Here is an 11,857-nt window from a genome sequence, read left to right as displayed (position 1 = left end):
CCTTTTTATATCAGCCCAAAAAGTTCAATTTTCAGGTACTCATCATTCAATTCCGATCCAGCCTAGACAGGCTGCCTAAAAAAACGTATAACACCGTTTTAAATTTACAGGTGTGCACCGTTGAAACTTGTGCTTGCTCCCATGGAAGGCTTAACCGATCCGATTATGCGTGATGTGCTGACATCCGTAGGTAGCTTTGACTGGTGTGTGACCGAGTTTATCCGTGTCACCGATTCCCTTCTGCCCGATCATATTTATCATACTTACTGCCCGGAACTGTTGAATGATGGCAAGACGGCGGCAGGTACACCGGTACATGTCCAATTCTTAGGAAATAATCCGGAGATGCTAGCAGCGAATGCCGCCAAAGTGGCAGCCATGGGCGCACCGGCAATTGACATGAATTTTGGCTGTCCGGCCAAAACCGTGAACCGTCATCGTGGTGGTTCAGTCCTGCTCGATGAACCCAAAGTCGTGCATGAGCTGGTTAAAGCCGTGTGTGATGCAGTGCCTGCGCATATTCCGGTTTCCGCCAAAATGCGTCTGGGTTATATGGACCGTAATTTTATGCTGGAAAATGCGCATGCCATTGAAGATGCCGGGGCAGCCTGGGTCACTGTTCATGCACGTACCAAAGCCGATGGCTACACTCCGCCAGCATTCTGGGACCAGTTACAACCGATTCGTGAAGCACTCAAGATCAATGTGATCGCCAATGGTGAAATCTGGAACAATACCGATGCCAAACAGTGTCGACTAGAATCTGGCTGCGAAGACCTGATGATTGGCCGTGGTGCGGTGACCACACCCGACCTGACTCAATGTATCCGTCAAAATTCGGATGCACCTTTGCTGAACTGGAATGAACTGCTGCAACTGCAAATTCGTTTTATCAACGGTCCAGCCAAAACTGAGATCGGGATGGTCGGTCGTTACAAGCAATGGCTCGGCATGATGTCGAAACATTATCCTGAAGCCAAAGTATTATGGGACGAAGTAAAACGGATTAAAGTTCTGGCTGAGATTACCGAAAAACTGAAAGCTTCAAATATTTAACACTAAAAAGCCTTTGAATCATTCAAAGGCTTTTTTATGGGCTCGTAAAAGCTTATGACTGCTTAGGCTGTTTTGAATACCACTTCGAAATAAATCCAATCACAAAGTATGAATAGATTAATTTCTACTAGCAGAACATCCATATTCTAATTTTTCATTTGTTTTAAATTTTTAGATATTAAAGTTCTTTCATAAATCATTTTTTATAATTACTACAAAGGAAATACCCTCTCCTTGTAGGAGAGGGCGAGGGAGAGGTTTTTACCCCCTCATCTCCTTGCTAAGCAGTGCTTCTTATCCCAGAGGGAGAAGAAACTTTTAATATTCATTTAAATATGAATAGAACGATCATTTTGTGATTTATAAAAGATATCTATGGATACGTCCGCTCAATATTTAACAGGATTTCTTTTTTATCCAAACCACCGGCAAACCCCACCAGCTTGCCACTGCGACCAATCACCCGATGACAGGGTGCAATAATCGAAATCGGGTTTTTACCATTGGCTGCACCCACGGCACGTACTGCCTTGATATTACCCACCTGTTCAGCAATGTCGCGATAGCTTCGCGTCTGTCCGTAGGGAATATTCAGTAGCACCTGCCAAACCTTTTTCTGAAAATCAGTACCGGCAAAGTCCAAAGGCAGGTCAAAAACATTGCGCTGACCGGCAAAATATTCTTGGAGCTGGCGTCTGGTTTCAATCAATACCGGATGCTGCGGATCTTCAACCAAGGTCGCCAGTTTCACCCGATTCGGCTGTTCACAGTCCCAAAGCACAGCCACCAGCGCGGTTTCATTCGCGACCAGTTGTAGCTGACCTACGGGAGAATCCATATAGAGATAACTTAAGTTCATGATGGCGCCCTGTCCCAATCACTGAGTTCATTTTCTATATTAACCCAGTTCACCGAGACAAGCAGAAACAAATTATGAAGAGGATACTTTCATCAGCACCAGACCGGAAATGATGAGTACGGCAGCCAGCATACGCAACGCTGTAGCGGGTTCACCCAAAACCCAAATACCGATGAGAAATGAACCCACTGCACCAATCCCGGTCCAGATCGTATAGGCTGTACCTAGCGGCAAAGTACGCATCGCATAAGCCAGTAAAGCAAAACTCAGTACCATGAAGACAATGGTAATAATACTTGGGGTGAGTCTGGTAAAGCCTTCAGACAGCTTCATTGAATATGCCCAAACGATTTCAAAAATACCCGCAAGAATAAGTACAATCCAGGCCATGCAGCCCTCCTCCTTTTATATAAGAATCAGGCCGTCCTGACGATTTTTCCTGTAAATTCCGATATGCAATTCACAAGGGAGGTCGTTCCTCCTAGGTGTAAAAATTTGATAAAACCACATTGCAGTAATCTGGCTATTTTTACAAAACATGACTTATCGAGATACAACTTAACTTTGCCTTACTCAAATCCTCACGACATTCATGGCTACTCTGGTTATGGTAGATGTTGAAAATGCCAAGTCAGAAATAGTTCTAATAATCGGACAATTCATCCACAACAATTACATGAGAATGGACTCAGAATATTAAGTTATACACATCAATTAAATTTAAACTATGTCTGGAGTAATTACATAATGAAACACAAATATGCGAGACATTGATCATTTTTTACTTGGTTGAATTATTAACTCTTGATTAACAAATAACCACTAAACACAAGGGTTATATGTAATAAAAAAGAACCCAATTTGAGTTCTTTTTATACAGATTTTGTCTAAATCGCAATCAATCAGGCTACAAACGATTACATTTTATGCAACATATCCATATGGTTATCAACATAGATATCTACACACTTATCCATAAAGTTATCCACATATTTATGCACTTATGAGTTTTTAACGATTACAATTGAACCTGTCCCACTCTCGCTAATTCCGCACGCATTTCATCAATCACAGCTTTATAATCCGGCTTGCCAAAAATAGCTGAACCCGCCACAAACATATCGGCACCCGCTTCGGCAATTTCACGAATATTGCTTGGCGTAACACCGCCATCAACTTCCAGACGAATATCACGCCCTGAAGCATCAATCAGTTTGCGTGCCTGACGCAATTTATCCAAAGTCATTGGAATAAATTTCTGTCCGCCAAAACCCGGGTTCACGCTCATGAGCAAAATTTGATCGACTTTATCCAGTACATAATCCAGATAATGCAGTGGCGTTGCTGGGTTAAATACTAAGCCCGCTTTGGCACCACCTGATTTAATCAACTGTAAAGAACGGTCAATATGATCAGACGCTTCCGGATGGAAAGTAATGATATCAGCACCCGCTTCAAGGAAATCTCCGATCATGCGATCTACCGGCTTAACCATCAAATGCACATCAATTGGCGCCTTGATCCCATAATTTTTCAAGGCCTTACAAACACCTGCACCAAAAGTCAGGTTCGGTACATAATGGTTGTCCATGACATCAAAATGAACAACGTCTGCACCTGCTTCCAACACATTCTCGACTTCTTCACCTAAACGGGCAAAGTCAGCAGATAAAATAGAAGGGGCAATTAAATAAGGCTTGGACATGGGAGAACCTGGCTTGTTGAAATTGGATTTTTCCCATTATATCAAATCCGCTCCGGCTACTGTGATTCGATGTTGCAAGATTAAAACGCTGTGTAACGCTTTGAGGCTTATGCCGGCATCACCGCTTGGTTTAAAGTACAGGATAATGATGAATAGTGTAGAAGACTGATGAAAAGTATTGCCCATATCCAGACGCAACAAGCTTCACGAATTGCCAAACGCCTAGCCAATCACTGGAAACATAAATTTAATATTGATGAAACCGAACAAAATTTCCTGATTCATTTTCCAAATGCTGAAGTGATATTGGCTCCTGAACAGGATCATCTAACCGTAACGATTCAAAGCACAGATGAATTTACTGACCTGAATAAACTCGAAAATGTGGTTCTGGATCATCTGATCCGTATGGGACAGGAACATCTGACTGCCGACTGGCAAAGATAGGGGCTAAAAAGCCTTAGTGATCAGGGCATAGCAATGATCAGAAACTAGATACGATGATTCGCCTGATCATTAAAGGCATGGATACGCTGAATTCTTTTATCCAGTTCGAGATGTGATTCCAGATATTTTTTAAACTTCCCGATTAGGCGAATCCATTTCAGTTCGGTTTCTGTCAGGTGCCGGTCTTTTCCATGAATATTGAGAGTGAAATTTTTCATTTTTAAGGTTTGCGATTCCTCTGCCAGTATTCTGGCATTTTCCACCCGCTGCAAAAAGTTAGACAAGTGAATACTGGAAATCTGCTGTTGATGCAAATGCTGCATGGCATAGTCATCGGCATCCAGTTCAATCGCCTGCGAATATCCGGCATCGGTCAACACGACTACAGATGCGGTGACCACATCACTTAAATCTCCAGTTACCAAGGCAAAAAGTCCCGCCGCCCCCAGATTAGAAATCACTTTTTGCATGCTGTGCTTCTGTACCAGATGGCCTTGTTCGTGGGCCAATACTGCAAGGACTTCTTCATCGGTGCCGCTGATTTTCACCAGTTCATCGGTCACAATAATGGTGTTATTCGGGATGGCTGCGGCATTCATGCCCATGCTTGATCCACCTTGACGGAAAATAATTTTTGCAGGCTTTCCTACAGCAATCTTTTGTTCATACAAAGTTTTTAATCGCATCTGCTGTTCTTCCGGTAGTGTACTTGGTTGGGTCTGGGCAATTAACTGCTGCTCTGTCCGGTTGCCTACTTCAACCAGAGTCTGCTCCGGAAGGAATTTTGCCAGATGTTTGGCACTATAAGGAATCCCCCATTTTAAAATCACAATCACTGCACTAATCACGATGATCATGGAAAAGAAAATTAGGATCGGTGAACGTTCAAACTTCCAGATTGCATGATAAATATCTTTATGTTTAATCCCGAGCCAATGTGGCGCTTTGCTTAAAAACTCAATCCGACGCTCTTCAGGCAGCTCAATAATCGGTTTACGACCACCGACACCACCAATGTAGGCCATGTCCGGATAAGAAAAATAAAAATCTGCAGCGCTAACTTGTACTGGAACATCCTCATCAAGTTTCAAGACAATCCCTTGTTGCTGATCCGGTACAATCCAGGCACGACGGGCTTCAGCGAGAATTCCATCATAAAACTTAACTTCGACAGGTCGTTTCATCACATTTACTCCTATAGCGACGCATCGAAATCAAATACGTCCAGGATTTCATCGGCCAAAGCACTCGGGTCAGGTTGCAAGATATGCTCAAGATTGGTTTCATCTTCAGCCACATATAGTTCTAAGTGTTTTAACTGATATTCATATAAACGGATGGCAGCCCAAGGCGTCATTAAGCCCAGACTAAGAACACGCACTATCCAGTTGCTCAGCACAATCCAGCTATAACGCCAGGTAGTTACCCGTGTTTTAAAGTAACTTTGACCAAGCTCCACATGATTCCAGGTAATGAGGTATAAACGTGCAGAAATGACCGGCCAGACCAGCGCCAGACAAAGCAGATAGCTAAGCAGTAAACCAAGACTAAACAAATTGGTTCCAATCCGGTCCACCCAGTACACCACTGCTGCAAGCCAGCCAATACCAACCAGCAGGCAAAGCCCCAAGGGCAGATAAACGGCAGACATAAACTTGGACCAGTTAATATTCAGCTTGAATTGCAGCTGACCAAGCGATAAATGATTAAAGCAATAGCGTTTATAGAGCCAGATCATCACCGGACTAAACAGCAGCAAAGTAAAGATATTGATCAGGATGGCCAGAAATAAGACCCTGTAAGCCTCGCGGTTGCTGCCATTAAAATAAAAGCGCACATTGCCATATTTGCTATTTCGGGCCTTGAATTTCAAGGTCATCCGACTGAGCCAGGGCAAACACAGCGCAGCGACCATCAATAAAGAACTGGTAGCGAGGATTGAATAGTTGGTCAGTACGACGGTAACCAGATATAGTTCCAGTGCAAACAGACGACCCAGCAAGATCCGGCTGGGCATGGCCACAAAGTCGAAGCGATGGTTTAAAAATTGGGTATTGCCGTAGAAATAACGCATACGGCGTGCCTTGGCCCAAGGGCTGTACAAGGTCAATGTCACTATGGTCAGCATCAGATTCACCATCCAGATACCAAAATATTCGGATGCACTGCCATGAAATCTGAATCCATATCGCTGATATTTCGGTCTGACCGAAGGCGTGGCTTCAGTCGAAAAACTTGAAGCAGCTGGAAATAATGACTCACTGACACGAATACCGTCTGCTGTCTGCTGCATGACGACCCCAATTTTTTATACTTTTATACATCTGATATTAAAAGAAAAACCCCCAGAATGTAAAAACATTTTGGAGGTTTTTTAATCTTTTTGGCTTTGCTACATATCTGCAGTCCTACTTTAAGGATTTAACTGCACGGCATGGAATTGCAAATGATCATCTACGAAACTTTGAATAAAGTAATAACCATGATCATAGCCCTGATGTTCACGTAAAGTTAGCGGCTGGTTCACGCCATCACAAGCCTGCTGGAACAGGGCTGGATTAAGCTGGTTATAGAACTGGTCTGAAAAACCCTGATCAATCAGAATATCGCCAAACAATGCGCCCTTTTCCTGAACCAAAGCGGTCGCATCATGTTTCAGCCATTCCTCTTTTTCAGTACCCAAATAATTCGAGAATGCTTTGTCTCCCCATGGGCACTGACTCGGCGCACAAATTGGTGCAAAGGCTGAAACAGATTTAAATTTTTCTGGATATTTAAATGCCAGAGTCAATGCGCCATGACCACCCATAGAGTGGCCGAAGATGCCGATCTTGCCGGGATGGATTACGAACTCCTCAGTAACCAGTGCATAGAGTTCATCGACAATAAAGCTTTCCATCTGATAATGTTCAACCCAAGGCGCCTGGGTAGCATTGATATAAAAACCTGCACCCTGACCGATATCCCAGTTGTCGCCTTCTGCCACGCCTTCACCACGTGGTGAGGTATCAGGTGTAATCAAAATCAAGCCAAGCTGTGCCGCCAAACGTTGTGCATGCGCCTTGATGGCAAAGGTTTCTTCGGTACAGGTCAAACCAGCCAGATAGAATAATGCAGGACAGCTGTGACCTTCTAAAGCTTGAGGCGGCAGAAAAATGCCAAACTTGGTCGGGGTTTTAAGATAGCGCGAATCAAAACGATAAATCCGCTGTTCACCTTCAAAGCTTCTATTGTTCTGTATAAGTTCCATGGCTATTCCTTATTATTACAACCGGTCTGTGGATGACATTGATCTAGGGAGATGATGTCGCCGTAGTGGTCTGTGGAAATAAACGTTGCTCCAGTTGCGGCAACATCAATTCCATATTCTTACCAATCACCCATTGCGGTTCTGATGGCTCAAAACCTTGAGCTGATTCCCATTTTGCTACGGTATCTGTGGCCTGTGCGAAAGCGCTTTGCAAGCTGCTATTTTCACGCATGGCTTCATCAAAGAACGCACGACCAAAATAGGTATAATCCGCTTCATTCGAACAGCCAAAAGACTGCCGATCAGCTGCCGAAGCCGTAATCACCAAGGTATTGTCATTCTGTAAAGCAGAAGCAAAACTGCCTGAAAAACAGGCCGAGATTACGATCACGCGCCAACGTATGCCTGATGCATCTAGTGTTTCACGCAACCATTTTGGATCAACCTGCGCCAGATCCAGTGGGGCATTTTCCATTTCAAATACATTCGGCAAACCGTGAGAGGTCATATATAAAAATAATACGTCACTTTCACGGTTCATCTGCTGCCCCATACGGCGCAATGTCAGCTCCATACTGGTTTTGGAAGCAATCGGCATAGTGGTACGTGTCGCTGGGTGATTGACCAAGGCAATCGATCGGCCAAAAGTACCAAAACGGGTATCAAACTGCTCTTTAATCCGCTCAACTTCAGAATGGAATACATCCTGATAGCTCGCTCCGGCTACCCCCATGAAATACCAGTGTGACTGTGCAAATTCACCATACTCGATATTTTCCAGCGCTTTATTCAGCAAAGTTGGCTGGGCATAGAAAGCATCTTCGGCAAAACTCGGTGGAATTTCTTCGACTTTCCAGATCGGCTGATCTTTGACTGAAATCTGCCAAACTACTAGCGTAAACAAAGTCGCCAGCATAATCAGCGCACGTTCCCACCACGGCCATTTTAATTCATGTGAAATCACCCAGACCACTGCCAGACTTTGCCAGACAAACAGCATGACAAAGAGCGTTGGAATATAGTCGTAAAGGATATAAGGCAGATAATCCAGATCACCCAGATACTGAATCAGACACTGGAACAGCATGATATGGGTATCTAACACCAACCATAACAAGGCTGGCACCAGCATCAAGCGTGGATTATTGACCCGTTGCGAAAGAAAAATACCGACAATCAGGGCAATGAAAGGCCAAAGCGCATAACTGATCAGACCTTGAGAGTTAAAATCTCCCATACGGCCTGAACTGAGCCAGCTAAACAAACTGTTGGCGCAGCCCCCCAAGATCCCCCAAAACACCAGTTGCATGATGGACGGACGGACCAGTTGTAAAGAACGCCTCGACCCCAGAAATAACCACATCCCGGCAATTTGGTTGCTCTTAAAATCGTGCCAAAAATTAATGGAGGGTTTAAAGTCGATCATAGGATTTCAAGGAGATGAGTGGCTCGCTAATGTGCTGAATAAGTTTATGCTTGATAAGCATTTAATCAATGCTAATTTTAAATATATAACAAATCTTTGCTTAATAAAGAAGCCATTATCCTATTCAGCTACAAGTTCATGCTGAAAATACGCATCAAAGCGACAAGCATCGCCTTGCCATTGATGATTTGGCTCTTTTCCGGCTAAAAATACCGCCAGACGCGGACGTTTGACCACAACACGTTTGCCAATTTTCTGCGCCAGTTCTAAAAGGTTATCGCCCAGATCCATTTCACCATCTTCAGGTAATAACATATGCAACAGCTGCATCTGTTTTTTGACCTGTGCCTGCTTTTTGACTGCCTGCTGATTTTGATCCCGCTGTGGGAACATTGGATCAAGATAAACCACATCAACAATCTGCTGCTGCTCGGCCTGCTGTTTTAAATAATCGGCTGAATCAGAAAAGACCAAATTAATCCGCGACACGACCTGACTCAGGAATGCATCCGACTGGGCACGTGTATGGCTATCTTCAAGCAAGGTGAACAGAATCGGATGCCGTTCAACCAGGGTGACTTGCGCACCTAAATGTGCCATCAACAGACTGTCATGCCCTAGACCCGCAGTCGCATCGACTAAGCTTGGTTTTTCACTTAAATTACAGGCGCGTGCAATCATTTCTGACTTTAAAGATGCACGTTTTAAACGCCCGGTTTCCGCTTGCCAGTCCGGTTGCATCTTCATGCCGTTGGCACATAACCAGAGTCCCTCAGCATCGACACAAAGGGCCAGTTCAGGGTTTAAACGGAAAAAACGTGCATTGAGTTTTTCAACAGTTTCAATCTCGACCTGTACCCCACGAGAAGAAAGCACAGCCTCGAAGTGCTGTGCTTTCTCTTGATAGTCAGATTCGGCATATAAGCGAATCGCGCTTACCATAATTTCCAACCTGTATAGGCAAATAATAAAATCAGCAGACCCGAAGCAATACGATACCAGGCAAAGATCATAAAGTCGCGTTTGGCCACGTAAGCGACCAGCGCACGAATTAATATCAATGCCGAGATAAAGGAAACCAGAAGCCCAACTCCGATCACGGTCCAGTCTTCAGTCGTATTTAACACATCATAGCTTTGATAAAGATCCAGCAAGCCAGCGCCAATGATCACCGGAATACCCAGAAAAAATGAGAATTCAGTTGCTGCCTTACGGGACACACCCAAAAACATCGCACCGATAATGGTTGCGCCTGAACGGGAAGTACCCGGAATCAAGGATAAAACCTGAATCAGGCCAATCCAGATCGCATCTCTAATGCTGAGTTCTTCAACTTCATGCACACGGACTTGTGGTGGATTCTTTTCAATCCAGATAATGATCAGACCACCGACAATTAAACCAATGGCAATCGCAATATCATTAAACAGTAATTGTTTGACGGTTTGTCCCAGCGTCAGACCAATCAATATAATCGGAATAGAAGCCAGAATCAGGCCAATGCCTAGACGGCGACCTTGCGGTTCACCGCTGACAATCCCGGTCGCTGCCCCCCAAAGACGTGCCCAATATTCATAAATAACGGCAGCAATTGCCCCCATCTGGATCGCGATGACGAATACATCACTCTTTTCCTTGGTCCAGAAATTCATTAATTCTGATGCCAAAATCAAATGGCCGGTACTGGAAATAGGCAAAAACTCGGTAATGCCTTCGATAATACCCATGATGGCCGCTTTGAGTAGCAGTAAAAGATCCATGCTTTATCCTAATTAATTATGCTTTGCCTTGTTCTGGAATTTTTTTCCACGCGTTATCGCGTAAATATACGGGTAATGCCAATTCTGCACTCACCCAGTTTTCTACTTGTGCCGCTGCACGTGCAATGCTGGCGATATCCTGTGCGGTCGCATGCACATCTTTATAAATTGAAGTTTCGCTTTGTACCAATTCAGCACCTGAGCCAACCGGGGTAAAGCGCACAGCTTGGCTACCTTCTGCATAACTTAACAGTTGCTCATCATCGACCGGTTGCATAATCCCTTGTGCATCCAGTTGATAGCTCGCGATATAGACTTCGCTCATGCGGGCATCCAATACCGCAGACACTTCAGTCAGACCATGCAAACGGTAGGCTGCCTGTGCCAAAGCCTGTAAAGTCGACACCGGAATCACCAGCACATCATTGGACCAAGCCAAGGCCTGAGTCACGGCAGCATTAATGCGGACACCGCTAAAAGAACCCGGACCACGACTAAAGGCAATCGCGGTCAAATCAGCAATGGCCAGCCCAAGATCTTGCAGACCTTGTTCAATCATCGGGAGAATCGTTTGCGTTTGTGCCTTGGCGCGCGCATCAAGCTGAAAAAATAGTTCTTGAGTATCATCGATTACAGAAACGGAACACTGCTCATTGGCAGTCTCCAATGCCAGCACTTTCATGCACAACCTTAATTCAGAGAATATAAAAAACGCGGATATGATACTCCACTCATATCCGCTACGCGAGATTTTCCCGAAACAGATACAAAAATGCCTAGAAAATCTAGGCTTATGATTCACTCATTAAAAGAGTGCCTTAGAGTTGCACTTCTTCCAACTCCTGAAAGTTTTGAAAATGTTCAGCATAATGCATGGCGCTCATTGTTAATTTTTGAATACTGTCATCATCCAGCGTTTTCACCACTTTACCAGGTGAGCCCATCACCACGGAATTATCCGGAATGATCTTACCTTCAGGAATCAAGGCATTGGCCCCGATAATACAATTCTTGCCAATCACGGCATTGTTCAGAATGACGGCTTGAATTCCGATCAGGCTGTTATCTCCAATGGTACAGCCATGCAGCATGGCCTGATGCCCAATTGTCACATAATTGCCAATATTCATCTCAATGCCGGCATCCGTATGCAGTACTGCATTTTCCTGCACATTACTAAAGTCACCCAATTTAATTTTACTGTTATCTGCACGTACTACAGCCCCAAACCAGACACTGACTTGGCGCCCAAGTTCAACTTGCCCAATCACGGTTGCGGTTGGTGCCACCCAGCCATCCCATGGCTGATGTGTAGCGGTAGGTATATATCCCTGAAATTTGTACAACATTGATA

Annotated in this window: 13 protein-coding genes; 2 read left to right on the top strand and 11 right to left on the bottom strand. The window is 44.4% G+C overall.

Translation table 11 applies throughout. The features are described 5' to 3' along the window. The first annotated feature begins 120 nt into the window (after positions 1-120). Entirely contained in the window at positions 121-1,056 is a 936-nt protein-coding gene (locus G4D73_RS12730) for a tRNA dihydrouridine synthase (RefSeq protein ID WP_213686905.1), read from the top strand. A 373-nt stretch (positions 1,057-1,429) separates the two neighbouring features. Here the strand turns inward: G4D73_RS12730 and G4D73_RS12725 are convergent, their stop codons facing one another. The 3 genes from G4D73_RS12725 to rpe all read right to left on the bottom strand — a co-directional run bounded on the left by G4D73_RS12725 (position 1,430) and on the right by rpe (position 3,620). Next, on the bottom strand, positions 1,430-1,915 hold the full coding sequence (locus tag G4D73_RS12725) for a methylated-DNA--[protein]-cysteine S-methyltransferase (protein WP_213686904.1): 486 nt from the start codon (positions 1,913-1,915) through the stop codon (positions 1,430-1,432). A 72-nt stretch (positions 1,916-1,987) separates the two neighbouring features. After that, complete coding sequence (locus tag G4D73_RS12720) at positions 1,988-2,305, bottom strand: DMT family transporter (RefSeq protein WP_004279177.1); 318 nt, start codon at positions 2,303-2,305, stop codon at positions 1,988-1,990. A 628-nt stretch (positions 2,306-2,933) separates the two neighbouring features. Then, the gene (gene rpe, locus G4D73_RS12715; RefSeq protein ID WP_004279174.1) at positions 2,934-3,620 is read right to left on the bottom strand and encodes a ribulose-phosphate 3-epimerase; all 687 of its coding nucleotides are present in this window, start codon (positions 3,618-3,620) and stop codon (positions 2,934-2,936) included. A gap of 168 nt (positions 3,621-3,788) precedes the next feature. Between rpe and G4D73_RS12710 the strand changes: the two genes are divergently transcribed. Beyond that, entirely contained in the window at positions 3,789-4,067 is a 279-nt protein-coding gene (locus G4D73_RS12710; protein WP_153566722.1) for a DUF2218 domain-containing protein, read from the top strand. A gap of 44 nt (positions 4,068-4,111) precedes the next feature. Here the strand turns inward: G4D73_RS12710 and G4D73_RS12705 are convergent, their stop codons facing one another. The 8 genes from G4D73_RS12705 to G4D73_RS12670 all read right to left on the bottom strand — a co-directional run bounded on the left by G4D73_RS12705 (position 4,112) and on the right by G4D73_RS12670 (position 11,849). Continuing rightward, entirely contained in the window at positions 4,112-5,251 is a 1,140-nt protein-coding gene (locus tag G4D73_RS12705; protein WP_213686903.1) for a M48 family metallopeptidase, read from the bottom strand. Between the two features lie 11 nt (positions 5,252-5,262). Beyond that, on the bottom strand, positions 5,263-6,360 hold the full coding sequence (locus G4D73_RS12700) for a YjgN family protein (protein ID WP_213686902.1): 1,098 nt from the start codon (positions 6,358-6,360) through the stop codon (positions 5,263-5,265). A 120-nt stretch (positions 6,361-6,480) separates the two neighbouring features. After that, positions 6,481-7,317 carry an S-formylglutathione hydrolase gene (gene fghA / locus G4D73_RS12695; protein WP_138743195.1) on the bottom strand — a complete coding sequence of 279 codons (837 nt, stop codon included), beginning with the start codon at positions 7,315-7,317 and terminating at the stop codon, positions 6,481-6,483. A gap of 43 nt (positions 7,318-7,360) precedes the next feature. Continuing rightward, positions 7,361-8,743 carry a C13 family peptidase gene (locus G4D73_RS12690; RefSeq protein ID WP_004279169.1) on the bottom strand — a complete coding sequence of 461 codons (1,383 nt, stop codon included), beginning with the start codon at positions 8,741-8,743 and terminating at the stop codon, positions 7,361-7,363. A 120-nt stretch (positions 8,744-8,863) separates the two neighbouring features. Further along, positions 8,864-9,685, bottom strand: coding sequence for a class I SAM-dependent methyltransferase (locus G4D73_RS12685; protein ID WP_409558083.1), 822 nt, complete (start codon positions 9,683-9,685; stop codon positions 8,864-8,866). Then, positions 9,679-10,503, bottom strand: a complete 825-nt coding sequence (locus G4D73_RS12680) for an undecaprenyl-diphosphate phosphatase (RefSeq protein ID WP_004279167.1) — start codon at positions 10,501-10,503, stop codon at positions 9,679-9,681. Before G4D73_RS12680 ends, G4D73_RS12685 begins: the two co-directional genes overlap by 7 nt. A gap of 16 nt (positions 10,504-10,519) precedes the next feature. Next, a complete protein-coding gene (gene tsaB, locus G4D73_RS12675; RefSeq protein ID WP_213686901.1) occupies positions 10,520-11,185 on the bottom strand; it encodes a tRNA (adenosine(37)-N6)-threonylcarbamoyltransferase complex dimerization subunit type 1 TsaB in 666 nt (221 codons plus the stop codon). Between the two features lie 136 nt (positions 11,186-11,321). Then, on the bottom strand, positions 11,322-11,849 hold the full coding sequence (locus G4D73_RS12670) for a gamma carbonic anhydrase family protein (RefSeq protein ID WP_171521913.1): 528 nt from the start codon (positions 11,847-11,849) through the stop codon (positions 11,322-11,324). Positions 11,850-11,857: the final 8 nt, after the last annotated feature.

The organism is Acinetobacter sp. WY4 (assembly GCF_018438165.1).
GTDB lineage: Bacteria > Pseudomonadota > Gammaproteobacteria > Pseudomonadales > Moraxellaceae > Acinetobacter.
This window is presented reverse-complemented; position numbering and strand designations above follow the sequence as displayed.

Bases quoted from the DNA above. Each gene is read 5' to 3' on its own strand.
- fghA (WP_138743195.1), bottom strand. From the start codon at position 7,317: ATGGAACTTATACAGAACAATAGAAGCTTTGAAGGTGAACAGCGGATT.
- G4D73_RS12720 (WP_004279177.1), bottom strand. From the start codon at position 2,305: ATGGCCTGGATTGTACTTATTCTTGCGGGTATTTTTGAAATCGTTTGG.
- G4D73_RS12710 (WP_153566722.1), top strand. From the start codon at position 3,789: ATGAAAAGTATTGCCCATATCCAGACGCAACAAGCTTCACGAATTGCC.
- rpe (WP_004279174.1), bottom strand. From the start codon at position 3,620: ATGTCCAAGCCTTATTTAATTGCCCCTTCTATTTTATCTGCTGACTTT.
- G4D73_RS12700 (WP_213686902.1), bottom strand. From the start codon at position 6,360: ATGCAGCAGACAGCAGACGGTATTCGTGTCAGTGAGTCATTATTTCCA.
- G4D73_RS12705 (WP_213686903.1), bottom strand. From the start codon at position 5,251: ATGAAACGACCTGTCGAAGTTAAGTTTTATGATGGAATTCTCGCTGAA.
- G4D73_RS12680 (WP_004279167.1), bottom strand. From the start codon at position 10,503: ATGGATCTTTTACTGCTACTCAAAGCGGCCATCATGGGTATTATCGAA.
- G4D73_RS12685 (WP_409558083.1), bottom strand. From the start codon at position 9,685: ATGGTAAGCGCGATTCGCTTATATGCCGAATCTGACTATCAAGAGAAA.
- G4D73_RS12690 (WP_004279169.1), bottom strand. From the start codon at position 8,743: ATGATCGACTTTAAACCCTCCATTAATTTTTGGCACGATTTTAAGAGC.
- tsaB (WP_213686901.1), bottom strand. From the start codon at position 11,185: ATGAAAGTGCTGGCATTGGAGACTGCCAATGAGCAGTGTTCCGTTTCT.
- G4D73_RS12725 (WP_213686904.1), bottom strand. From the start codon at position 1,915: ATGAACTTAAGTTATCTCTATATGGATTCTCCCGTAGGTCAGCTACAA.